General features: G+C 32.8%; 21 protein-coding genes. 10 read left to right on the top strand and 11 right to left on the bottom strand.

The window, feature by feature from the left end:
- Positions 1–45: 45 nt before the first annotated feature.
- The 5 genes from BC748_RS13195 to BC748_RS13215 form a co-directional block, all read right to left on the bottom strand.
- The gene (locus BC748_RS13195) at positions 46–2,280 is read right to left on the bottom strand and encodes a cation:proton antiporter domain-containing protein (protein WP_133533965.1); all 2,235 of its coding nucleotides are present in this window, start codon (positions 2,278–2,280) and stop codon (positions 46–48) included.
- Between the two features lie 132 nt (positions 2,281–2,412).
- Complete coding sequence (locus BC748_RS13200) at positions 2,413–3,156, bottom strand: hypothetical protein (protein WP_133533966.1); 744 nt, start codon at positions 3,154–3,156, stop codon at positions 2,413–2,415.
- Positions 3,157–3,173: 17 nt separating this feature from the next.
- Positions 3,174–3,848, bottom strand: coding sequence for a hypothetical protein (locus BC748_RS13205; RefSeq protein WP_133533967.1), 675 nt, complete (start codon positions 3,846–3,848; stop codon positions 3,174–3,176).
- A complete protein-coding gene (gene purB / locus BC748_RS13210) occupies positions 3,848–5,191 on the bottom strand; it encodes an adenylosuccinate lyase (RefSeq protein ID WP_133533968.1) in 1,344 nt (447 codons plus the stop codon). Before purB ends, BC748_RS13205 begins: the two co-directional genes overlap by 1 nt.
- A gap of 76 nt (positions 5,192–5,267) precedes the next feature.
- Positions 5,268–5,957, bottom strand: coding sequence for an SIR2 family NAD-dependent protein deacylase (locus tag BC748_RS13215; protein ID WP_133533969.1), 690 nt, complete (start codon positions 5,955–5,957; stop codon positions 5,268–5,270).
- Between the two features lie 86 nt (positions 5,958–6,043).
- On the opposite strand from BC748_RS13215, the gene BC748_RS13220 reads away from it, so the two are divergent.
- Positions 6,044–6,709 (top strand): TrmH family RNA methyltransferase, encoded by a 666-nt coding sequence (locus BC748_RS13220; protein WP_133533970.1) that lies wholly within the window; start codon positions 6,044–6,046, stop codon positions 6,707–6,709.
- On the opposite strand, the gene BC748_RS13225 is transcribed toward BC748_RS13220, so the two are convergent.
- The 3 genes from BC748_RS13225 to BC748_RS13235 form a co-directional block, all read right to left on the bottom strand.
- A complete protein-coding gene (locus tag BC748_RS13225; RefSeq protein ID WP_133533971.1) occupies positions 6,710–7,477 on the bottom strand; it encodes a carboxypeptidase-like regulatory domain-containing protein in 768 nt (255 codons plus the stop codon).
- 157 nt (positions 7,478–7,634) lie between these two features.
- The gene (locus BC748_RS13230; RefSeq protein ID WP_133533972.1) at positions 7,635–9,575 is read right to left on the bottom strand and encodes a DEAD/DEAH box helicase; all 1,941 of its coding nucleotides are present in this window, start codon (positions 9,573–9,575) and stop codon (positions 7,635–7,637) included.
- Between the two features lie 130 nt (positions 9,576–9,705).
- Positions 9,706–10,287 carry a non-canonical purine NTP diphosphatase gene (locus tag BC748_RS13235; protein WP_133533973.1) on the bottom strand — a complete coding sequence of 194 codons (582 nt, stop codon included), beginning with the start codon at positions 10,285–10,287 and terminating at the stop codon, positions 9,706–9,708.
- 125 nt (positions 10,288–10,412) lie between these two features.
- Here BC748_RS13235 and BC748_RS13240 point away from each other — a divergent pair, with 125 nt between their 5' ends.
- Positions 10,413–12,794, top strand: a complete 2,382-nt coding sequence (locus tag BC748_RS13240; RefSeq protein WP_133533974.1) for a hybrid sensor histidine kinase/response regulator — start codon at positions 10,413–10,415, stop codon at positions 12,792–12,794.
- Between the two features lie 128 nt (positions 12,795–12,922).
- Positions 12,923–14,185 (top strand): cysteate-C-fatty acyltransferase, encoded by a 1,263-nt coding sequence (capB, locus tag BC748_RS13245; protein ID WP_133533975.1) that lies wholly within the window; start codon positions 12,923–12,925, stop codon positions 14,183–14,185.
- Between the two features lie 48 nt (positions 14,186–14,233).
- On the opposite strand, the gene BC748_RS13250 is transcribed toward capB, so the two are convergent.
- Complete coding sequence (locus BC748_RS13250) at positions 14,234–15,355, bottom strand: cysteine desulfurase family protein (RefSeq protein ID WP_133533976.1); 1,122 nt, start codon at positions 15,353–15,355, stop codon at positions 14,234–14,236.
- Between the two features lie 93 nt (positions 15,356–15,448).
- Between BC748_RS13250 and BC748_RS13255 the strand changes: the two genes are divergently transcribed.
- From BC748_RS13255 to BC748_RS13270, 4 genes are all read left to right on the top strand, one after another.
- A complete protein-coding gene (locus BC748_RS13255) occupies positions 15,449–16,399 on the top strand; it encodes a hypothetical protein (protein WP_133533977.1) in 951 nt (316 codons plus the stop codon).
- 6 nt (positions 16,400–16,405) lie between these two features.
- Positions 16,406–17,998, top strand: a complete 1,593-nt coding sequence (bshC, locus tag BC748_RS13260) for a bacillithiol biosynthesis cysteine-adding enzyme BshC (RefSeq protein WP_133533978.1) — start codon at positions 16,406–16,408, stop codon at positions 17,996–17,998.
- 96 nt (positions 17,999–18,094) lie between these two features.
- Entirely contained in the window at positions 18,095–19,267 is a 1,173-nt protein-coding gene (locus BC748_RS13265) for a T9SS type A sorting domain-containing protein (protein ID WP_133533979.1), read from the top strand.
- Between the two features lie 72 nt (positions 19,268–19,339).
- A complete protein-coding gene (locus tag BC748_RS13270) occupies positions 19,340–19,759 on the top strand; it encodes a nucleoside-diphosphate kinase (RefSeq protein WP_133533980.1) in 420 nt (139 codons plus the stop codon).
- A 71-nt stretch (positions 19,760–19,830) separates the two neighbouring features.
- Here the strand turns inward: BC748_RS13270 and BC748_RS13275 are convergent, their stop codons facing one another.
- A complete protein-coding gene (locus tag BC748_RS13275; RefSeq protein ID WP_133533981.1) occupies positions 19,831–20,430 on the bottom strand; it encodes a glutathione peroxidase in 600 nt (199 codons plus the stop codon).
- Between the two features lie 306 nt (positions 20,431–20,736).
- On the opposite strand from BC748_RS13275, the gene BC748_RS13280 reads away from it, so the two are divergent.
- Together BC748_RS13280 and BC748_RS13285 are read left to right on the top strand one after the other, a co-directional pair.
- On the top strand, positions 20,737–21,267 hold the full coding sequence (locus BC748_RS13280; RefSeq protein ID WP_133533982.1) for an RNA polymerase sigma factor: 531 nt from the start codon (positions 20,737–20,739) through the stop codon (positions 21,265–21,267).
- The gene (locus BC748_RS13285) at positions 21,267–22,049 is read left to right on the top strand and encodes an anti-sigma factor (protein ID WP_133533983.1); all 783 of its coding nucleotides are present in this window, start codon (positions 21,267–21,269) and stop codon (positions 22,047–22,049) included. The genes BC748_RS13280 and BC748_RS13285 overlap by 1 nt, the downstream gene beginning before the upstream one ends.
- 55 nt (positions 22,050–22,104) lie before the next feature.
- On the opposite strand, the gene ccsB is transcribed toward BC748_RS13285, so the two are convergent.
- Positions 22,105–25,230 carry a c-type cytochrome biogenesis protein CcsB gene (ccsB, locus tag BC748_RS13290; protein WP_133533984.1) on the bottom strand — a complete coding sequence of 1,042 codons (3,126 nt, stop codon included), beginning with the start codon at positions 25,228–25,230 and terminating at the stop codon, positions 22,105–22,107.
- 208 nt (positions 25,231–25,438) lie between these two features.
- On the opposite strand from ccsB, the gene BC748_RS13295 reads away from it, so the two are divergent.
- Positions 25,439–25,801 carry a tyrosine-type recombinase/integrase gene (locus BC748_RS13295; protein WP_133533985.1) on the top strand — a complete coding sequence of 121 codons (363 nt, stop codon included), beginning with the start codon at positions 25,439–25,441 and terminating at the stop codon, positions 25,799–25,801.
- Positions 25,802–25,878: the final 77 nt, after the last annotated feature.

Genomic DNA, 25,878 nt, shown 5'->3' on the forward strand with positions numbered 1-25,878 from the left:
ATTTTAGTGTTCTCTGTGGTTAAATTTTTATCTTTTCTTTTTAGTTTATACTTTCAAAAACTCTGCAATTTTTTTCTTTTCTCCTGCAATCCATAGAATATCGCTGTCTTCTAAAACTAAATGCGACTCTGGATTTAAAATTCGTTTTCCATTTCGCTCAATGCCTACAATAATTCCATGGGTTTTCTCTCGAATTTGCGATTCACGTATACTTTTACCAATGCAAACTCTATTTTTAAGTTCTAGTTTTTGTAAAATGATTTCGGTTTGCTCAACTTCTTCTGGAACGTCAATTTCATTTTTATCCAAATAATTTTTAAAATCCTTTACTTGATCATCCGTTCCAATAACACTAATTTCATCGCCGGGAAACAATCTTTCGGTTCTTATTGGAATATTTATCAAAACTTCACCTCTTCTTATTGAGGCAATGTTAATTCCAAATTGTTCGCGTATCGTTAATTCTTCCAATGTTTTTCCTGCCAAATTGGATTCTTTTGCAATCTCAAATTCTGCCATGTGTCCATCCCAAGGTGACAAGGTATTTTGACGCTTATTTTCTTTTCGAATTTCTCTATCATTAAAATTGCTCAAAAAGTGACTTTCGATTTTGTTATAAACGGCGTGAAGTCTTTTTGGAAATAGAATATACGCTCCAATTGCAAGCATAAATGCAATAAAAGCAACTCCAGATGAGAAAAAAGTATTTAAAACAAAACCAACATAAAATAAAGTTAGTACAATTCTAAAAATCACTAGCATAATAATTGGACCTTGATGCTTTCTTTCTTCCATCAAAATCGACACCTCTTTTACGGCAACTCGACGTAATGACAAAGCCCATAAAAATGGTGATAAGATGATTAAAGTGATTAAAGCAGCAGTTGCATTTCCAAATCTTGATCCTTGAACTAATGGCAAAATAAAATTTGAAGAAAGCAAAATTACAGCAACTATAATTATAGAATGAATTACCACTTGTATCAAATAACTTCTTAAAACTATTTGCCAATTGCTAATCGATTTAATTTCTTCGGTATTAGCGCTGTAGAGTTGAATGCGTTTTACCCATTTTCGAGGTAATTTCTTTTCCACATAACCCGAAAATGGTGCTGCAAATTTTACCATAAAAGGTGTTGTAAAAGTGGTAACTGCCGAAACAGCAACCACAATTGGATAAAGAAAATCACTCGTTACTTTTAAGGTTGTTCCCAATGTTGCAATTATAAAAGAGAATTCACCAATTTGCGACAAACTCATTCCGGTTTGAATGGATTGCTTTAAAGGTTGACCTGATAACAATGCGCCAATTGTAGAACTTAACGATTGTCCAAAGATTACTACTAATGTTAAAATAGCAACAGGTAATGCGTATTCAATCAAAGTCTCTGGATTGATTAACATTCCAACTGACACAAAGAAAACCGCTCCAAATAAATCTTTCACAGGTTTTACAAGATGTTCAATATGTTCTGCCTGTGTAGTTTCGGCAATGATTGAACCCATAATAAATGCTCCTAAAGCTGGTGAAAATCCAACTCCTGCCGCAAAAATTACCATCAATAAACAAAGTGCTAAGGAAATAATTAGCAACATTTCGTCGGTTAATAAATGCTTTGCTTTTTTTAGAAGTGTTGGAATAAAAAAGATACCCACAACAAACCAAATCGTTAGAAAAAACAATAGTTTCAGAACTGAAAAAACCAATTCCATTCCAGAAAACTGCTGACTTACCGCAATTGTGGAAAGCAAAACCATCATTAAAATGGCAATAATATCTTGTACAATTAGCGAACCAATAACGTTTCCAGCGAATTTTTGGGATTTTACGCCAAGTTCATCAAAGGTTTTTAAAATAATGGTTGTTGAGGAAATGGATAAAATTACACCTAAAAATATGCTATTCATTTTATTCCAACCCATCAATTGGCCTACAAAAAAACCAATTGTAACCATTGCAATGATTTGAGTAAAAGCAGTTATTGAAGCCGTTCCGCCTACTTTCATCAGTTTTTTAAAACTAAATTCTAATCCCAAACTGAATAATAAAAAGATAACGCCAATTTCTGCCCAAACCTTTACACTATTCACATCTTTTACTGTTGGAAAAAAATCAAATTCTGAACCAGCGAGAAATCCTGCAACCAAATAGCCAAGAACCAAAGGTTGTTTTAACATTCTAAAAAGTAAAACAGCAATTGCAGCAGTGATTAAGATTAAACCTAAATCACTAATCAAATCAGGTAGATGAACAGTTGTTGCAGCTAAAAATTGTGGCATGAAAATGAATTTTTACTAAAATAGCAAAAAATCTGCTTTTTTCAAAATGAAATAAGCAGATTTAAAGAATTTATAACAAAAATTAGGATTAAATTCCCAAATAATTACTTGGTGTGATTTATATCATTTTTTTTAATTTACTAATGATTCAATTTCAGTTTTTGGCTTTGTTATATTAATAACGGTTGATAATGAGTTTAAAGATCCTGAAATTGTTGGGTCAGTAATTTTCTTATTTAAAAGATTAATTTTATTTTTAAGATTTGTAAAGTCAGCTTTCGGATTTTCTTCAATTAGCTTTGTAAATGATGTAACTATTGTTTCAGCTATTAATTTTTTACCATCTTCTGTAAATTGTTTTTCATTAGTAATAACATTTAAATAAATAATAGAATTATCAATTAATGTTTCTACGTTGTCACTTAGAACTTTATTTACACTTTCTGAGCCGTCGGAATTTTCATTTATTTTTTGATTACCTAATTTAAAATATTCTTGTTGTAATTCTAAACCAAACCTCCAAATTTCTAAAGATTCTTTCTCATAAACATACATATCTTTTTTATCCAATAAAGAATAAGTTTCATTCAAACTTCTCCAAACATCAAAAAATTTCTGAGCTGTCTCACTTTTATGAGTTAAACCTAATTCTTTATCGTTCAAAACAACCCTAAAGTTTTCTTCATCAGTTAGTTTTTCAATTACTATTTTTGTTTCTGGATCATTAAATCTTGGAAGAGATTCATCTGGCTTTGTTGCATATCTCAATTCTCTTACAACGTTTTCATAATCATCAACAGTCCAATATCTTTTTTCAATAGGAAATTTTTCTTCTTTATTATTACAACTTATTAATAATATTAGTGTTGAAAACATAATAAAATATTTTTTTCTCATTTTAATTCTGGGTTTTTATATTTATTTAATGTTATAAGTAGACTATCTATTGTTCTCTCAAATTCTTTTTGTTTCGAATAAACATAACTATGGAAGGTTTCAAAGTCATATTTTTTTTGAAAAATATCTTCATCAATTAAATTTTTTATCAAAACACGTTCTTTCTCATCAAAATTAATAATATTTTTTTCAATAATTTCTTTTCTAGTTTTCCTTGCAAAAATTTCTGTTATTTTGAAGTGATATAATTCATGAGTTAGTAAATCACTACTAGATGACTTTTTATTGTAAACAAATGATTTTGAAGGATGAAAATAGGCTACAATAGAATTATTTTCTTTATCTAGCTCAATTGTAGTTACTACATAGGCAAAATATTTACTGCCATTAAACTTTTTCTTAAATAATTCTATACCTCTAAAATTTTTAAAACCTATTCTATTATATTCACTATATGGAATTGGTTTTTCATAATCTAGATAATTTGTATGAGTTAATGTTAGTAATCCTAATAAACCAATTAATATGAGAACTAAATTTATTATTAAAATTTTTTTAAGACTAAACTTTGGTACTTTTATTTTAAACAAAAATAATATAAGTTCAATAATAAAAATTATTAAGTAGAAACTTGAAAAAACTATAATTATTATTTTTTCTCCTTTTATCATTAAATTCCCAAATAATTACTTGGTGAAATTTGTTTAAGTTCCGATTTTATTTCTTCCGAAACCTCTAAAGTTTCGATAAAATCATGAATAGAATTTTTGTTGATCACTGAGTTAGTTCGAGTTAATCCTTTCAACGCTTCATAAGGATTTGGATAACCTTCACGACGAAGAATGGTTTGTATTGCTTCGGCAACAACAGCCCAATTTTTTTCTAAATCTTCGGCGAATTTTGCTTCGTTTAACAATAATTTATTCAACCCTTTTAAGGTTGCTTCAAATCCAATGATGGTATGACCAATTGGAACTCCAATATTTCTTAAAACGGTGCTATCCGTCAAATCACGTTGTAATCTTGAAATGGGCAATTTAGCAGAAAGATGCTCAAAAATAGCATTAGCAATTCCAAGATTTCCTTCGGAGTTTTCAAAATCTATTGGGTTTACTTTATGTGGCATTGCAGATGAGCCAATTTCTCCTGCTTTGATTTTTTGCTTGAAATAATCCATCGAAACATACGTCCAAATATCTCTATCTAAATCGATTATGATAGTATTTATTCTTTTTAATGCATCAAAAAAGGCAGCAAAATGATCGTAATGTTCTATTTGTGTCGTTGGAAATGAATGCTGTAATCCTAAAATTCCTTCGACAAAATCAGTTCCAAATTTTTTCCAATCGACATTTGGATAAGCTACGTGATGAGCGTTAAAATTTCCAGTTGCACCACCAAATTTTGCTGCAAATGGAACATTAAACAACAAACGCATTTGCTCTTCCAAACGTTCTACAAAAACCAAAATCTCTTTACCCAAACGCGTTGGCGAAGCTGGTTGACCGTGTGTTCTGGCAAGCATTGGAATGTCCTTCCATTCCACACTTAGTTCTTTCAATTTAGCAATTACACTAATTAAACTTGGCAAATACACTTTTTCAAATGCATCTTTAGTTGAAAGTGGAATGGCAGTATTGTTAATATCTTGAGACGTTAATCCAAAATGGATAAACTCTTTGAATTGCGAAAGTCCAAGCGTTTCAAATTTTTCTTTGATGAAATATTCAACTGCTTTTACATCGTGATTGGTTGTTTTCTCCGTTTCTTTAATCCAGAGCGCATCTTCGGTTGAGAAATTTTTATAGATATTTCTCAAGGCATCAAAGATTAATGGATTAATATTTTTTAATTGAGGTAAATTATTCTCGCATAGCGATATAAAATACTCAATTTCAACCAATACTCTATATTTAATTAAAGCTTCTTCTGAGAAAAATTCGGCTAAAGGTTTGGTTGCTTTCCTATATCGTCCGTCAATTGGAGAAATGGCATTTAAAGTAGTTAGTGACATTTGTTGTGTTGTTTTTGTTGTGGTGCAAAAGTAAGGAATAGTGTTCAGTGTTCAGTATTTAGTATTCAGTTTTTTATCAAATATTCTTAAGTAATTCCTTCAATAATGGAACACCATCGGTAGCATTCATAGGAATAATTTCTAATGGATTTGACAAATCATAAATAGTTGCTGGTTTTGGATCGATGTAAAAAACGGGAACATTTAATTTGGCGTAATGCAATAAACCTGCAGCTGGATAGACTTGTAATGATGTTCCAATTACTGCAAAATAATCGGCGGTTTGAGCTATTTCGATGGCTTCGTCTAATGCTGGAACGGATTCGCCAAACCAAACAATATGTGGTCGCAATTGGTGACCGTTTTCATCAACATCGCCTAAATTCAAATCGGTTTTCCAATCTAAAATATAATTATGATTTTTAGTGCTTCTAACCTTAAATAATTCGCCGTGAAGATGCAAAACATTAGAACTTCCGGCTTGTTCATGAAGATTATCTACATTTTGAGTGATAATATGTACTTCGAAATCTGTTTCTAATTCGGCTAAAGTGACATGGCCTCGATTGGGTTTTACTTGATGTAATTGTCTTCTTCGTTGATTATAAAAATCGAGAACTAATTCTTTGTTTTTTTGCCAACCTTCGGGCGAAGCGACTTCCATAACATCATGACCTTCCCAAAGTCCATAGGCATCACGAAAGGTTTTAATGCCACTTTCAGCAGAAATTCCTGCGCCAGTTAACACAACTAGTTTCTTTTTCATTTGCTATTTACTAATACATCAAAGATATGAGTTATCAATTTAAAAATAAATAGTGTTTTATTACATTTACAAAAAAAATACTCTAAATGGTTGACATAGAATATCTCGCTTATCTCGAAGGATTTTTAACCGAAAACCGGAAAGAACGTTTTCAAAAAGTATTAGAAAATCGTACGAATCATTTCACTATTGCGGTTGAGGATGTATTTCAATTTCATAATACCAGTGCAGTAATGCGTAGTTGTGAGGTTTTCGGGATTCAAGAAATTAATATTGTAGAGCAACGATTTGGAAAAGATATTGACAAAGAAATTGCAATGGGTGCGCAAAAATGGGTTGACATCAATAGGTTTGACAACATTACTAATTGTATTGAAAACCTTAGAACAAAAGGATATCAAATCATTGCAACTACTCCTCACGATGATTCCTGTTTGCTTCATGAATTTGATATTTCTAAGAAAAGTGCTTTGTTTTTTGGCACCGAAAAAGAAGGACTTTCAGAAGAAGTTATGAAACAAGCAGATGGTTTTTTAAAAATCCCGATGGTTGGTTTTACTGAAAGTTTGAACATATCAGTATCAGCCGCTATTATCATTCAAGACATTACTTCTCGCCTACGGTTGTCAAACATAGACTGGCAATTAACTGAAAATGAATTACTGGAAAAACGCTTGATTTGGGCAAAAAACTCTATAAAAGATATTAAGCGAATTGAGGAAAGATATTATTCAGAAATCAGATTGAAATAATTAATTCTTCTTCAAAACCTTATATTGTTCGTAACATTCACTTATTGCGTCCATGATTTGCAAATCGTTTGCCGTTTGAATGAAGGACTCTGAATAGTTACATCGTTGCAATATTTCTGCAATTTCTTTTTTATCAACACCAAGAAGTACTGCAATTGTTTCTCTATCAAACTTGGATTCCAATAGATTTCTAACGGTATCGTCCTTTTTCATAGACTTTAACTTCTTAAGTTCCTTGGGCTTATTTCCAAAAAAGTTATACAACATATCGGCTGGATTGAAAATAGAACCTAAAACTCTTGTAAAAGCATTTGGTGAACGCTCACCTGCTTCATAGGCTGCAGGAAGACCCGAAATACTGTAGCGGAAATTCTCTTTTTCTGGGATTAGCTTTGAATCTATCTCGAGATAACCGGTTAAATCATATTTTTTTACAATAACCTCTTCTAGAGCAATCGCTTTTTCGGTTAGTTGAATTTTAGCACTTCCATTTTTTAACCAATCGTTTGTTACACGAACTCTTAATGATTGATATCCTAAAAGTGTAATGTGAATGGTATCATTGACTGTGGCTTCAACTTCAAAATAACCACGTGAATTGGTTACAGCACCTTTTACTTTATTGATATTTATTACGTTAGCATTTGGAATTGGGAATAATGTATTATCATTAATAATTGTTCCTGTTACTTTTTGCACAGCAGTTTCTTCTTGTGCAGAAACACTAAATGAATAAAAAAGAATAAAGAAAAATAGAAAATATCTCATAATGGTTTTTGATGGTTTAAAAGTATGAAACTCTTTTAAGATATTTAGAAATTTGTATTTAGATTTAGAATAAAATTAACAAAAAGCCATAAGGATAAAAAAAAATCCAACTTTGAATAATCAAAATTGGATTTTATATCTAGCATTTATCTTGAGACTAGCTTCTTCTTGGCCTTCTACTTTTTGCAGCGTCGAATGAACGACTTGCAGGTCTATCAGAACTTCCTTCCGAACGTCTTGGAGCACTTTCTCTTTGCGATGAACCTGGTTCACGTCTTGGAGCTGCACTTCTTTCGCTTCTAAATCCTCCTTCTCTTGGAGCTGAACTTCTGTCGTTTCCAAAACCTCCTTCTTTTCTTGGACCAAAACCACCAGATGATTTTCTTTCACCATCGCGTCTACCTCCAAATCCGCCAGAACTTCTTCCTCCACCAAAACCACCAGAACTTCTTCCGTTGTGGTCACGTCTTGAAGAACTTCCACCGTCATTTTTAGAAATCTCAACGTTAATTCTTCTACCGTTAAGGTCAAATCCATTAAGAACAGACATTACTTTATCAGTATGTTCGCCATCAGTATTAAAGAAAGAGAAACCTTCTTTAACGTCAACTTTAAATACGTCATCACGACCTAAGTCTAATGTTTCTTTTAAGAAATCTTTCAATTGCATCCAATCGAAATCGTCTCTAGAACCAATATTTACGAAATAACGAACTGGGTCACCTGCTCTAATTTCTCTTGGTTCTGAACTTCTTTCTCCTCTTTCACTACCTTTTTCACCTGATAAATCACGTTTCTTTTTGTAGTAATTAATGAATCTATTGAATTCAACCGAAACCATTTTCTTGATTAATTCTTCTTTAGTCAAACCATCAAGAACTTCGTTGATTGCTGGAAGATAGTTGTCTATTTCGTGGTCAACTTCAGTATCTTTAATTTTATTAGCCAAATGCAACAACTGTATTTCACAGATTTCCATTCCAGAAGGAATTGTTTTTTCTTGAAATTTTTGTTGGATGATTCTTTCGATAGACGAAATTTTACGAATCTCACTTTTAGTAATGATTACGATAGAAGTTCCTAATTTTCCCGCACGACCTGTACGACCAGAACGGTGATTATAAGTTTCTATTTCATCTGGTAATTGATAGTTTACTACGTGCGTAATGTTATCAACGTCAATTCCACGAGCGGCAACGTCTGTTGCAACCAGCATTTGAATTTGACGACCACGGAATGATTTCATAACACCATCACGTTGCGCTTGAGATAAATCTCCGTGCAATGCAGCAGCACTGTAACCATCTTCAATTAATTTTTCTGCAACGGCTTGAGTATCACGTTTTGTTCTACAAAAAACTACTGAAAAAATATCTGGATTAGCATCGGCTAAACGTTTTAAAGCTTCGTAACGGTCACGAGCGTTCACACAATAAAACTCGTGAGAAACTGTAGCCGAACCTGAATTTTTACTACCAACAGTTACTTCTGCTGGATCGTGCATAAATTTCTTTGCAATTCTTGCTACTTCTGCAGGCATAGTTGCAGAGAATAACCACGTATTTTTTTCATCTGGAGTATCTGATAAAATCGATACAATGTCTTCATAAAAACCCATGTTCAACATCTCATCTGCTTCGTCAAGAATACAGAAATTGATGTTTTTGATGTTTACAAGACCACGATTGATCATGTCTTGCATTCTTCCGGGAGTTGCCACAATAATTTGTGCACCTCTTTTAATTTCTCGGGCTTGTTCTGTAATGCTTGCACCACCATAAACTGCCACTGTATGTAAACCTTTTACATATTTTGAGTATTGTTTAATCTCGTTGGTGATTTGTAAGCATAGCTCACGCGTTGGGGATAAAATTAACGCTTGTGTACTTCTGTCCTCTGCATCTAATTTTTGGATTAGCGGAAAACCAAAAGCTGCCGTTTTCCCTGTTCCTGTTTGTGCTAAAGCGACTAAGTCTGTGTTTTTTTCCAATAAGACTGGAATGGCTTTTTCTTGCACTTCTGACGGATTCTCAAATCCTAGATCTTTGATCGCCAGCAGTAACGACTCATTCAGACCTAATTGTTCAAATTTATTCATAAAGTATTTTAAAATTTGGTGCAAAGATACTCTATAAAAATCATATAAACTAATTTGCTATTTATTGATAATTAATTAGTTACGATTTAGCAATATTAGATAAAAAGAAGAAAGAGCCAAGAGGCAAGAATTAAATAGTGAATTTATTTAGGAACTCTATTAATTGCTTGACTGCTAAGCCGCGATGACTGATTACTGCTTTTTCCTCTAATGAGAGTTCAGCGAAGGTCTTTTCATAACCATCCGCTGCAAAAATTGGATCATAACCAAAACCGTTGGTTCCTATCTTTTCTTCAATAATTTTTCCATTGATGACACCAGTGAAAAGATGTTGCGCTCCGTTTAAATTCAAGCAGATAACCGTTTTAAAATTAGCTTTTCTGTTTACTTTATATCTTAGATCGAACAGCAGTTTATCCATATTGTCGTTGGCGTTTTTTTGTTCACCAGCATATCTAGCGGAATAAACACCTGGTTCGCCATTTAACGCATCCACTTCTAAACCTGTATCGTCGGCAAAACAATTATAACCAAACTTTTCGGTTATGTAATTCGCTTTGATAATGGCATTTCCTTCTATGGTTTCGGCTGTTTCGGGGATTTCTTCGAAACAACCAATATCCTCAAGGCTTAAAATTTCGATTTCGTTTGGAAGTAAAAGTGCAATTTCTTTAATTTTATTCTTATTATTGGAGGCGAAAACGAGTTTCATAATTATTCAATTACTATTTTAAAGCAAATCTATTTAAACTTTTTTTAAAAAATTAAATAATTTAAAACCAAATACCAATCTATCTCGTAAATGAGTACAACAAAAAACAAAAACACCTACACACTATGAACAAAATTACCCCAAATTATGTTTGCGGTAAGACCTTTTGGCTGTTGCTTTTGGTCATACTGTCGATTACAACTGCTTCTGCGCAATACATTTTTAAAGACAAGAACTCTTCCAAGCGAATTTCTATTCATGAACACACTGAGTATGTTGATGTGGAGCAAAAAAATTTAACTTTAAATAAAGTTAGAAATTTTCCAGAAATAAAATTTAAGGATGTTCCAAATGAAAACTCAGATTTTGGCTTTACTTCTAGTAATTTTTGGTTGCGTTTTCAATTGAAAAACGACACAGATAGCGAACTTTTATACTATTTTGAAACGGCAAGACCTATAACTGATGTCGCTAATTTGTATGTTATTAAGGAAGACAAATCGGTGACTAAATTTGTTAGTGGTGATGCTATTCCTTACGATAAAAGAAGTTTTGATTTGCGTAAAACCATCTTCAAAATCAAATTAGAACCTAACGAAACTCAGCAATTTTATTTGCATGTTAAAAGTGATGGAGAAATGCTTTCTATGCCATTGGTTCTTCACAAAACCGAAAGTTTGTTGGAGGAAAGTGCTTTTGAGCAATTCATTTTTGGTTTCTTTTATGGCATTCTTATCATTGCCTCTATTTTATACCTGTTCTTTTTCTTTGGTATGAGAGACAAAACCTTTTTTTACTACAGCATGTATGTGGTTTTTATTGGTTTACTTCAATTTTCAATTGATGGTTATTTTTATAAATTCGTTACTCCAGATGCGGGTTGGTTTTCCCTTCATTCGGTTGCTATTTTTGCCTGTCTGGCTAACTTTTTTCTGGGAAGATATGCTCAAGTATTTTTAAAGATAAAAGGTCGTAATAAATTCATTAACAATGCTTTTTATGTTCTTTATGCGCTAGACGGTTTATTGTTGCTTTCATTGTTTGTTTTACCTAACGCTTTGGAATATGCATATCCATCGGCTAATGCTTTAGGCTTGATTTTGCTTGTCCTTATCATAGCTTCTCAGGTTTCAATTTACAATCAAACCAAACAGATTGACAAGTTTTTTGCCTTTGGTATTTTATTTTTAATATGTGGGTTTGTGGTTTTCATTTTGAAGAACTTTAGCATTTTGCCGTTGAGTTTTTGGACAGAAAATGGTTCCAAAATAGGAACTGGTTTGGAAGTCATATTCCTTTCGCTATCGATGGCAAACTTGATACGAAATTTAAAGAATGAAAGAGAGGAATTGCAAGAGCTAGCATTACAAAAATCGGAGGAAATGAATGAATTGAAGTCGTATTTTCTATCGAATATAAGCCACGAATTGCGCACACCTTTGAACTCCATTTTAAATATTGCAAAAACAATGGCGAATGATTATGATGATGAGCAAATTCAAAATAATAGTCAAATTATAAAATATTCAACCTATAGTTTGTTGAGTTCTGTTAACGATATATTGGATTTTTCTAAAATTGAAAAAAATGAAATTAAGTTAGAACTGACTGATTTTGATGTTGCCAAAACCGTTGAGCATATTGCTGCCAATTTTAAACGAGAAGCTAAAGACAAAGGATTGGATTTTACTTTTCATATTGAGAATTCAATCCCACAATTGGTTAAAGGAGATGCTGTCCGTTTAAGTCAAATATTACACAATATTTTAAGTAATGCGTTGAAATTTACCAATGAAGGTTTTGTGAAATTCAAATTAGAAACTCAATCAAGTTCAGATAAAAAAGTACAACTACTCTTTACTATCAGTGATACTGGTGTTGGTATTCCGAAAGAAAAAATGAATAGTATTTTTGATTCGTTTTCACAAGAAAGCATCAACAATAAGCGAAAATTTGGTGGGCTTGGATTGGGCTTATTCATTGTAAAATCATTGGTAAATCTTCAAAAAGGTAAAATTGACATCCAAAGTCAACTCGGACTTGGAACCGTTTGTACTATAGAACTGGACTATGAGATTGTGAAAGAAGAGCCAAAAGCCGTTGCACTTGTTACCAATGACGAATTTGATTTAAAAGGAAAGCGAATATTGGTAGTAGAAGATAATGCCATGAACCAAATGGTGATTAAAATGATTACCAAAAAATGGCTAAACACCACCGTTGAATTTGCTAATAATGGTGAAGAAGGAGTAAATCAACTCAAAGACAATCTGTATGATATTGTTTTAATGGATTTGCAAATGCCAGTGATGGATGGTTATGAAGCAACGATTGCTATTAGAAAAGGAGAAGCTGGCGAAAACAATAAAAACATCCCTATAATTGCGGTAACTGCCGATGTAATGGAAAGCACAAAAGAACGAGTTATGGAAATTGGAATGAATAAATACTTATCAAAACCTGTTAGCAAAGAAGTTCTTTTTGAAAGCATAACCGCACTCGTATAAACCCTGTCAAACATTTTATATTCAAACTTTAGTTTACTCTTCATTTATTGAAATTTTATAATTCAATTCATGGAGAGTAAACTTTTTTATGTTTACTTTTGCAAGGTTTTTATAAATTCATATTTACAATGGTAAAAGATTTATTCGAAAGAATACAAAACAACAAAGGTCCATTAGGAAAATGGGCATCACAAGCAGAAGGCTATTATGTTTTTCCAAAACTAGAAGGAGAACTTGGTCCGAGAATGCAATTTCAAGGAAAAAATATTTTGAACTGGAGTTTGAATGATTATCTAGGCTTAGCCAATCATCCAGAAGTTCGTAAAGCTGATACTGATGCGGCTATACAATATGGTGCTGCTTATCCAATGGGTGCCAGAATGATGAGTGGACACACTGATGTTCATGAGCAATTGGAAAAGGAATTGGCTGCTTTTGTAATGAAAGAATCAGCTTATTTATTGAATTTTGGCTACCAAGGAATTATGTCAACTATTGATGCTTTGGTTACCAAAAATGATATCATTGTTTATGATGTTGATGCACATGCTTGTATCATTGATGGTGTTCGTTTGCATATGGGTAAACGTTTTACGTATCGTCATAACGATTTGGAAAGTATGGAGAAAAACCTTCAACGAGCTACTAAAATGGCAATGGAAACTGGAGGCGGAATTCTTTTCATTACTGAAGGTGTTTTTGGGATGCGAGGACAACAAGGTAAATTGAAAGAAATTGTGGCCATGAAAGAAAAGTACAATTTCCGTTTGTTAGTTGATGATGCACATGGTTTTGGTACACTAGGAAAAACTGGTGCTGGTGCTGGAGAAGAACAAGGTTGCCAAGATGGCATTGATGTTTACTTTTCGACTTTTGCTAAATCAATGGCTAGTATTGGTGCTTTTATTGCTGCGGATAAAGACGTTATTGATTATTTAAAATATAATTTACGTTCACAAATGTTTGCCAAAGCTTTGCCAATGATACAAACTGTTGGTGCTTTAAAACGTCTAGAATTGTTGCGAAATCACCCTGAATTGAAAGACAAACTTTGGGAAAACGTAAATGCATTACAATCAGGTTTAAAAGCTAGAAACTTCAATATTGGTGACACTAATACTTGTGTTACTCCGGTTTACTTGGAAGGAAGTGTTCCAGAAGCCATGGTAATGGTAAATGATTTAAGAGAAAATTATGGTATCTTCTTGTCTATTGTAATATATCCTGTTATACCAAAAGGAATTATCTTGTTGCGAATGATACCAACTTCTTCTCATACTTTGTCTGATATTGATGAGACCTTAACTGCTTTTGAAGCTATTCGTGAAAAATTAGAAAACGGAACTTACAAGAAAATTGCGGATGCAACTACGGTTGATTTAGACGCGTAATTTCTACTATACCCTCAAAAAAAATCCATTCAAATTGAATGGATTTTTTTATATCATTTTCAAAGCTGTTATAAATTCGTCGATTTCTTCTTTTGAATTATAATGACTGAATGAAATTCGTAAACTAGGTTTTTTTAAATCATCCTCGTTTAGCATTTCGGCTAAGACATGAGAAGGTTTTATACTTCCACTTTGGCAAGCACTTCCGCGAGAAACCGCAATTCCTTTCATATCTAAATTGAATAAGATCATGGCAGTCTTTTCTTCTGAAAAAGGTAAAACTACATTCAAAATATTGTAGAACGTATTTTCACCATTGATTTTAACATCTGGAAAAGCCGCTTTCAGATTGGAAAAACAATATTCTTTTAAATCTAGAATGTATTTTTCTTCTTCGTTTAAGTGTTGATAAGCTAATTCTAGGGCTTTTGCCATTCCAGCAATTTGATGTACCGACTCAGTTCCAGCACGCCAACCTTTTTCTTGTTCGCCACCAAATAAAATAGGTTGCAAAACAATACCTTTTTTTACATAGGCAAATCCTACTCCTTTTGGTCCGTGAAATTTATGAGCACTTGCTACTAAAAAATCAATTGGATTTTGTTGTAAATCGATAGTTGCTTTCCCAATAGACTGCACGGTATCACAATGAAAAAGTACTTTGTTTTTATGACATACATCTGCAATTATTTTACAATCGTTAATTACACCTGTCTCATTATTTACATGCATTAACGAAACTAGTGTCTTTACTTCTGTGGCTAATAATTCCTCAAGGTGAGAATAATCTAAACCTCCGTTGGGAAGAATATTGATGTAATCTACTTTAATATTGAATTCTTTTTCGAGTGCTAGAATGGTATATAGTGTTGCATGATGCTCAATTTTTGAGGTAATAATTCTTTTTACTTCAAAATGGCAAACCGCACTTCTTAAAATCCAATTGGTTGCTTCCGTAGCACTAGAGGTGAAAATAATTTCTTGCGCATTGCAATTTAATTGTTTGGCAATCAATTTACGTGCTGTTTCAACAATTGCTTTTGCACTTCTTCCAATACTATGTGTTGAGGATGGATTTCCATATTCTGACTGCATGACATGTACCATTTCGTCTATTACTTCCTGACGAATGGGAGTTGTAGCGGCGTTATCAAGATATATTTTTTTCATAGTGCAAATATAAAAATTACTCTTCCTAAATAAATTATAAAAGATGTATTAATGAGGTAAAAAACTTTATTTTTGCTTTAAATTTTATATTCGATGAAACAATTTTTAGTTATACTGGTGCTGTTATTTTCGTTAAATGCTTGTGACGATGGCGATTTAGAAGTAAAAAATATTGATTTTGAAGATGTTGTAGCCACAAAATGCAGTGGTGATAAAGATGTTATCTATAAAATCAAAGACACCGAAATGTTATTGATAGAAATTCCTGCGGATATTTTTGAAAATGATGAAACTCCAGAAGGTGAACCCATAGAAGTCAACATATCCAGTACGGTAAAAGTTAAATACCGCCAATATAATGGTGCTGTTTCTGTTGATAATATTTGTCCTGCAATACCTGATGCAACACCTAGTTTGTTGGAAGAATGGAATGCTCTAGCTGGTACAATTGAAATTACTTCGACCGCAATAAAAACTACCGATGCTACAACTGGAGCAACAAAGATTACAGGATACAAACATTATATAGTATTTAAAAACATAACGTTTGAAAAACCAGGTGGAACTCAAGTTTACAGTTCATTTGTTTTTGGAAATTATAATACTACCGCAACCGCATTGTCTTTTGGATTTGATGAAGAGGTTGCCAAAAGCTCTTGTGATAACCGTCTTTTTAATTTTAATGGTTCGGAAGTTTTGACGTTAGATACTGATGAGTATGCCACTCTTTTTGTCAATGAAGTAACAACAGAACCAAGAACAGCTTTGATTTCTTCAACAAACAAATTGACTTATAGTCTTTATGGAAGCGTAGTAAATGATGCTTTTTTCTGTACCACTCCAAATCCAACAATACCAGCACAATTATGGATTGCCGAAGATGGTGTTGATAATGTTAGTGGCATAATTGAAGTTACCACTATTCAACAACTTGTTGGTGTCTTTCAACACACTATTCGTTTGAAAAAAGTTACCATGAAAAAAGGAAATAGTGACTTCTATTTAGGTGATAATTATCTTTTTGGAACTTTACTTACTAACTAACTTATAATGAAGGAATACGACTGTATTAGTTATCAAAAATCTGGTTTTTTCTCTAAACTCATTGTTGATTATTTGGATGAAAAAGAAAACCTAAAATCATTATATCATCGTAGTCCGAAAATAGAAAACTTCCGACTTCAAATCGAAGAAAAAAAGCAAAATTTTCCAAAAGAGTATAGAGCTATTTTAGTTTCTTCGCTTGAAAATCAATACCAAAAAATTGAAACGTCTGAAGCAACAAAATCTAATATTCAGTCGCTCAGTGATGAAAATACTTTTACGATTACTACAGGTCATCAATTGAATTTATTTACTGGACCACTTTATTTTTTGTATAAAATTGTTTCGGTTATCAATCTCTGTAAAAAGTTAAAACAAGACTATCCAACGTATAATTTTGTGCCTATTTACTGGATGGCAACTGAAGATCATGATTTTGAAGAAATAAACCATTTCAATTTTAAAGGAAAAAAAATAAGTTGGAAAAAAGATAGTTCTGGTCCAGTTGGACGATTATCAACCGATGGATTAGAAGCTGCTTTTGAATTGTTTGAAAAAGAATTGGGTGCAGGAAATAATGCTGCTTATTTAAAAGATATATTCCAAAAATCGTACTTAGAACACACTACTCTTGCTGATGCGACGCGGTATTTAGCCAATGAATTGTTCAAAGCATATGGTTTGGTAATAGTTGACGGCGACCGTTCCGAGTTGAAGAAAATATTTGCTCCCTTTGTTAAAAAAGAATTGTTAGAGCAAACTTCTTTTCATAACGTTAACAAAACCAATGAGGTATTAAAACAGTATGATATCCAAGTAAATCCTAGAGAGATTAATCTTTTTTACATTGAAAACGATTTAAGAGAACGCATTGTTTTTGAAAATAACGAATACAAAATAAACAATACGGAGCTACGTTTTTCAGATGAAGAATTACTCTCTATTTTAGAAAAATCACCTGAAAAATTTAGTCCCAATGTTATACTTCGTCCATTATATCAAGAGGTGATTTTGCCAAATCTTTGTTATATTGGTGGTGGAGGTGAAATAGCGTATTGGCTTGAATTACAATCTAATTTTGAAGAAAATAAAATAACCTTCCCAATACTTCTTTTACGAAATTCTGTTTTATTAGTAACTCAAAAGCAGTTAGATAAAGTTGAAAAACTCAACTTATCGGTAAGCGATTTATTTACCAATCAGCAAGTACTTGTCAATAATAAAACGGCTGAGTATTCTAATTTAACGTTGGATTTTTCTGCTCAAAAAGAGTTTTTAAAGCAACAATTTGTAGCCTTGTATGAAATAGCTAGCCAAACTGATAAGTCATTTATTGGAGCAGTAAAAGCGCAAGAAGTGAAACAGATAAAAGGATTGGAAAACCTTGAAAAAAGACTACTGAAAGCCGAAAAAAGAATTCACATTGATACATTAGAACGAATATTACAACTTCAGAATGAATTGTTTCCTAACCAAAGCTTGCAGGAACGAAAGAGTAACTTTTCGGAGTTTTATTTAGAGATTGGAAATGAATTGATTGAAAAATTAATTGAAGAATTACATCCTTTAAAAAATCATTTTTCTTTAATTACTCTATGAAATTGTTAACACTATAACGTTTTCGCAATTATTCCATTTTTATTCACACTATTTTTTAAATTATTTTTGGGTAACTAATTATAATATTAATGCTTTATGAAGAAAAATTTACTCTATCTATTTACTTTTCTTTTTTCCTTCAATTGTTACTCACAAGTAATTTCTATGATTGGAAGTACAAGTCCTTCTGGAAGTTGGGCTATTGACACCAACATGAACACTACTGATAATGTAACTTATACGTTAAACAATGTAACGCTAACTACAGCAACGGATCCTGCTACAACTGGATTAAAATTTAGACAAGATGGCGATTGGGCTATCAATTGGGGAAATAGTAATTTTCCATCGGGAACTGGTGTTCAAAATGGTCCAAATATTATGACCATAGCAGGAACTTATGATGTTACTTTTAACCGATTGAATGGTACTTATACTTTTATTCAGCAAGTTACTTTTCCAACTATTGGAATTTGGGGTCCAGCGGTTGATTCTCAAAATGGCTACGGAGGCGATGATGTTGATATGATAACGAATGATGGTATCGTTTACACTTTAGCTGACTTTAATTTTAGTAGTGGTCAAGCGTATTTTAGAGAAAACAACAACTCTCAACTAGTTTATGGAAGTACTGCATTTCCTGTTGGAACGGCTGTTGCAACTGGTCCATCAATACCGGTTACTGGAGGTGAATACTTTGTAACGTTTAATAGAACTACTGGGGAATATCGATTTGATTACCCAAGTATTGGGATTTTAGGTTCGGCTTTGGGCGGTTTTGGCGTAGAAGATACCGATTTAAGTACAACAGATGGTTTTGTTTACACCATTAATGATTTACAAGTTATTGATGGTGAAGTAAAATTTAGAAAAAATAATAGTTGGGCAACTAACTGGGGTTCAGTAGATTTCCCTTCAGGAACAGGAACACAAAATGGTCCAAATATTCCTATTGGTGGTGGTTTTTATGATGTAACTTTTGAAAGAGATACGGGTAACTACCAATTTGTAAATTCATTATCCGTTAACGAAAGTGCTATCAAAAATTTAAAAGTGTATCCAAATCCATCTTCAACTGATTGGACTATTACACATACGGCTACTATTGATCGCATTCAATTGTTTGATGTTACAGGAAAAGAGTTGCAAAGCTTCACTCCTATTGCTAACGATTTTGCTATTTCGAGCAATGGTTTATCGCAAGGTGTATATTTCTTGAAGATTTCGTCTGGATTGGATTTCTCTGTGCAGAAAATTATTAAAAATTGATAATTATTCCATTTTTTATACTGATTTAAAAACGTTACTTTTGCACCCGAATTTAAAATCATTTATATCAAAATGGCAACAAACAGAACTTTTACAATGATTAAACCTGATGGTGTTGAAAACGGACACATCGGTGGAATTTTAAATATGATTACTGAAGGTGGTTTCAGAATTGTAGCAATGAAATTAACACAATTGACAGTAGCTGATGCTCAAAAATTTTATGCAGTTCACTCTGCTAGACCATTTTTTGGTGAATTGGTTGAGTTCATGACACGTGGACCAATCGTAGCAGCAATTTTAGAAAAAGACAATGCTGTTGAAGATTTCAGAACTTTAATTGGTTCTACCAATCCTGCTGATGCTGCTGAAGGAACAATTCGTAAAAAATATGCAACTTCAATTGGAGAAAATGCTGTTCACGGTTCTGACTCTGATGAAAATGCTGCTATAGAAAGTGCTTTTCACTTTGCAGGAAGAGAGCAATTCTAATTCGAATTTCTTTAACAATAAAAAACCTCTTTAAAAATTAAAGAGGTTTTTTTTATTTGAGTAACTTAGTTTTATTTTCCGTTTATCCAATCTACGATAGCAGCATCTGTTGGAAGTACTCTTGGCGAAAGCACTTTTACCAATTCGCCTTGTTCATTGATTAGATACTTTTGAAAGTTCCACTCTACTTCGCTGTCTTGTAAACCGTTTTTACTTTTTTCTGTTAAGAATTGATAGATTTCGTGTTTGTCATTTCCTTTTACTGAAATCTTTTCCATCATTGGAAAAGTTACACCATAATTTTTTTGACAAAAAGCAGCAATTTGTTCATTGCTTCCAGGCTCTTGCCCACCAAAATTATTGGCAGGGAAACCAACTATTACAAAATTTTTGTCTTTGTATTTTCCATAAATCGATTCTAAGTCTTTGTACTGTGGTGTTAATCCACATTCTGAAGCTGTATTGACAATCAATATTTTTTTACCTTTTAAGGTTTCGAAATCAAATTCATTTCCGTTTAAGTCGGTTATTTTGAATTGATAAATCGTTTGTTTTTCCATTTTTGTTGTTGTAAAATCTGTTTTTTTAGTTGTTGACGCTTGGTTCTGAGCCTGATTTTGACAACTCATTACCAAGAAAGAAGTAATTAGAAATAAAGAGATTTTTTTCATAAATTATTTTTTTTAAAAGTACAAAATGTATTTGACTGCAGGTGTTATACAAATGATAAAGTTATGCTAAACAATGTTAAAAAGAGAAGCCCAATGAATTGGGGACATTGGGCTTCAACAAACATAACAAAAACTATCCTAACCATTAGTTTTTGCTATCATTAAAACAAAAATCTAACCTTCAATTCTATTTACGAGAGAAGTATTTAATTGGTTTTAAAAAGCTAATCATTTATTAAAAAAATAATTTAAAATGGTTTTACGAAATTCTTTTAATAAATTTACAATCCACACAAAATTATAGGTATGACACAAGAAGAACTATTACCCTTAGTCCTGAGGAAGGACGACAGAGCATTTACACTACTCTATGACATGTATTCGAAGAGTTTGTTTTCAGTAATCTCCAATTTAATCAGCGATCGCGAAGAAGCCGAAGATGTGCTTCAGGAGAGTTTTGTTAAAATATGGAAAAACATCGAAACCTATAATGATTCTAAAGGAAGATTATATACTTGGATGCTTAATATAACTCGTAATACAGCTATTGATAAATTGCGTTCGAAAGGTTTTAATAACAAACAAAAAAACCTCTCTTCTGATAATTTCGTACATCTGTTAGACGACAGTAATAAATTGACCAATAGAATTGACACCATCGGAATTCAAGAGTTTGTAAAAAAACTAAAACCAAAATGCATTCAATTGTTAGATTTATTATTTTTCAAAGGATTTACACAACAAGAAGCTTCAGAAGAACTTGAAATTCCGTTGGGAACTGTTAAAACACAAAATCGAAATTGTATTAATGATTTAAGAACGTATCTTCAAGTATAATGGAAGCAAAAGAATTTATAGAATCAGGAATTTTAGAACTTTATGTGTATGGTTTACTTAGTGAGACCGAAATACAAGAAGTCAATGAAATGGCCAAACAACATCCCGAAATTAAAAAAGAGATTGTAGCTATAGAAAGAGCTGTACTCAATTTATCGAGTAGTTTCTCGCCATTTATTTCGAACAGTCAATTTGAGAAAATCAAAGCGCAACTCGAAATCAAACACAGCAAGGTAATCACTATGAAACCAAATCGATCGCAATATATCGGTTGGGCTGCATCGGTTGCTTTGTTAATTGGACTATCCTATCAATATTTTGAATTGGATAAATCCAAAAACCAAGTGGTAACGGTTGAACAAGAAAAAAGCAAACTAGAAGAAGCTGTGGTTACTTTAGAATTGCAAAATAAAACGACCAAAGAAGTATTAACTATCGTTAGAGACGAAAACAATAAAGTTATTCCACTTGGTGGACAAGCGGTTGCTCCAACAGCAAAAGCAAAAATTTATTGGAATCAAAAAACAGACGCAGTATATGTAGATGCAAGCGGATTGCCTGAACCACCAGAAGGAAAGGTATATCAAATATGGTCGCTTAAACTGCAACCTACTCTAACACCAACAAGTATTGGTCTTTTGGCTGATTTCAATGCTAATGATACGAAAGTATTCGCTGTGGATAAAACCTCAGGAGCAGAAGCTTTTGGAATTACACTTGAACCAGCTGGCGGAAGTGCATCGCCAACGATGGAACAACTGTATACGTTAGGAAAAGTATAATTTCAACTCTTAATAATTTAAAAAAAAGGTTCAACGTGATGTTGAACCTTTTTTATTATCGTTTGTAATACTTTTTGAATTTTGGATAAGTAATCAATCCGATTAAAGAGATTGTTCCAAGCATGTAATAAATCCAACTCAAGGATTTAGCTTCTCCACTAGCATAAGAATGTAATCCAACTAAGTGGAAGTTTACTCCATAATAGGTAAACAAAATAGATGTGAAAGCAAACATTGCCATTAGGTTAAAAATCCATTTGTTGCGCATTCCTGGTACGAAACGAGCGTGAATAACAAACGCATAGACCATAATACTGATTAATGCCCAAGTTTCTTTTGGATCCCAACCCCAATATCTACCCCAACTTTCGTTCGCCCATTGTCCGCCAAGGAAATTACCGATGGTTAGCATAATCAAACCTACAGTTAAAGCTAGTTCGTTAATATAGCTCAACTCTTTGATATTTAATTCCATCTTCTTTTTGTTCTTTTCGTTAGTGAAGAACATTAAAAGCAGCGATACAAAACCTAGGATAAATCCAAGGGCAAATGGTCCGTAACTCGCTACAATCACCGCAACGTGAATCATCAACCAATAAGAGTTTAACACCGGAACTAAATTGGCTATTTCAGGATCAATCCAGTTGGCATACGCTGCTGCTAAAATCATCGCGGTTACAAAAGCTGATGAAGCAACGGTTAATTTTGATTTTCTATCAAATGCTAGTCCGAAGAACATCGTTGCCCAAGCCACATAGATGATACTCTCGTAAGCATTACTCCAAGGTGCGTGACCCGAAATGTACCAACGAGCAATTAAACCCAAGGTATGAACCGCAAATAATAATCCAATAACAATATGGAGAATATTTATAGTAACCGTGAGGAACTTACGCTCTTTGAAGATTTGCAAAATGACCAAAACAAACATAAAAATCGCTACACCAATATACCAATACGGTAACTTTTGAAACACATCATATTTGTTATAGAGTATCTCATAATCTATTTTTTTATCCGTTGGTCTTACCTCCTTTCCATAAATCATTTGGAATTTTTCCAGACCATTCAGCATCGTGTTTGCCATCGTATAATCGTTGGTTTTGCTAGCTTTCGCCAAGGCATCAAGATATAACGGGAAAGCCGTTTTGATAGTGTCCAACGCTGTTCCTGTAGCGTGACTTAATTCAAGATTTGAAATCCATTTGTTATTCTTATCATTTGGAACAGGATAAATCTTAACAATACTACCAAACAAAGCCGAGTTCAACAGATTTACTTTTTTATCCGTTTCAACAAAGTCCTTTTCAAACTGATTTGGATTGGCTACTTTATAAGCGTTTTCAAGATACGGTGCTAGTTTATAATTACCTTTATCATCAAAAAATTTCTTAAACGGAATATATTTCACATCAGACTCTACTCCTATTATTTTTCGGATGCTGTCGTTTCCTTTTTTCACATAAATCAACGGCATTTCTATCCATGCGAATGGAAATTGTTTCATGGAAAGGAATACTTGGTCAGAATTCATTCCTTCATACGTATCGCTTTTACTTACTTTTCGCAGTAATTCAGAGGAAAATGTATTGATGGGTTTCATTCGTCCGCCGTCGTCTTGGATCACCAATCGTCCAAAGCGAGACGCTTGTAGTTCAGGAACTTTATATTTTAGAATGGAATCTTTAAAATTGATGTTTCCTTTTGGTTCGTGCGCATGATTTTGTGCAAAACCAGTTACCGAGAACGATAATAACAAAAGAATAACCGTCAGTTTGGCTTTCTTTTTCTTCACTACTTCCAGTTTACGTTTTAAGTCGGCAAAGCGGGTATTTTTAGTAAACATAATCAACATCATACAAGCGTATAAAATAAAATAACCTAAATACGTGATGCTTGTTCCCCAAAAATCGTGGCTAACAGATAGCACTGTTCCTTTTTCATCAGGAGAAAACGAGGCTTGAAAGAAACGATAGCCTTTGTAGTCGAGAATGTTATTCATATAAATTCGAGCATCAAATTTTTCCGTGGAATCAATAACGGTTACTTTGCTTTCAAAAGACGAATAACTCTTCTCCGTTCCAGGATATTTTTCGGCAATGAAATCGTTTAGTTTGATATTGAACGGCAACGTATACGATTTACTACCAAAGAATAATGTAAAATCTAAATTCCCTACTTTAACGGCAACCGGTTCACCGGTTTTTCCTTTAGAACCTACAATTGTTACCTCTTTTTGCTCGTTCCCTACTTTGATGTTAAGTGTAAGCGCGTCATCGTGTTCTTTTGCTTTAAAATCACCACTAGAAATAAACGCTTTTACGCCTTTCTCAGGCAATTCTGGAATTACAAATTGGCTTCCGCCAAGGTTGTATAGCGAACGATACATCAAGGCTTGAGTCGAATCTTTGGTAACGTTTCCTTGCATCTTGTCCGCCATTCTCATAAACGTTCCGCTAAATGGCGCTGTGATGGTATTGTTTTTTGTATCAATGTTAATAGCGCCTTGTGTTGGTTTGTTGAGTGCAAACAGTACATTGTGTATGTTTTGTACATCACCGTCTTTGAGCATGTGTTCGTGACGCGTTCCATCGCCAGATTCTACTAGCTTCAAATAAATAACACCATTTGCATCGGGTTTGATGGTTTCTTTGGCATCAAGAACGAAGTCTTTGTATTCGATTTCGAATGGAATTTCTCCAAACTTTTTATTGATTGAAAAGTGATTATTCGTTACTGGTGATAGTAACAATGGCTTTTCTATGGTTCGGCGTTTTGTTTTTCCTTCGTATTCGCCATCTACAAAAACAGTTAGAAAGGCTTTGTCGGAATAGATTTGATTTGACATTTCGGTTTCACGGATGGGCATTACACCTTCGTAGCTTATGTAGCGAGTGATGAATGCTCCGATGATGATAAAAATGAAAGACAAGTGAAGCAAAAGCGTTACCCATTTTTCTTTTTTATACAACTGATAGCGTTTGATGTTTCCGATGAAATTAACGAGGAAAAACAGGTGAATGGCTTCAAACCACCAAGCGTTGTAAATCCAAATTCGAGCGGTATCGGTGTTGTATTTGCTTTCTATAAAAGTTCCAAAAATCATGGCGAGTGCATAACCGATAAATAAGACTGCCATTAAGCGTGTTGAAAAAAGAAATGCGTATAATTTTTTTTCCATGGAGGAATTGTTGAGTTTTTAAAAAAGTGATACAAAAGTAATTTAAAATTGTGACTTTTTATCATTGCAGAAATGGTTTTATAGATTGTTTAACAAGTGTGAAAAAGAATTGAGAATGGTAATAGGTGAATTAAGAATGTAGTATTGAATTTGGTTACTTTTTTTTGTGAATTAGCAAAGAAGTAAAATATTTGATGAACAGTAAAAAATGCAAAGATCAAAAAGACCTTTATACTTTTTATCTACAAAAAAATTGGTGCTGCTAATAGAATATTTTACTCCATACAAACCGACAACTTATCTATTTGAAAGACAAGAAAAAAACACCCAATATTCTGCTAGAAGTTTAGAGGAAGTATTAAAAAAAAGTGTTAGATTAGCTTCTATAAATAAACCTGTTACCCTTCATTGGCTTAGGCATAGTTATGCTACGCATTTATTAGAAAGTGGAACCGATTTAAGATATATTCAAGAATTATTAGGACATAATAGTAGTAAAACAACTGAAATTTATACTCACGTTAGTACAAAAAATATCCAGCAAATAAAAAGTCCTTTTGATGATTTATAAAAAAATAAAACGCAATAGCCGTTGAGCAAAGCTATCTAAAAATGGTTAGCTTTGCTCAACTAAACAATAAAAAACTG

The organism is Flavobacterium dankookense (assembly GCF_004362665.1).
Lineage (GTDB): Bacteria > Bacteroidota > Bacteroidia > Flavobacteriales > Flavobacteriaceae > Flavobacterium > Flavobacterium dankookense.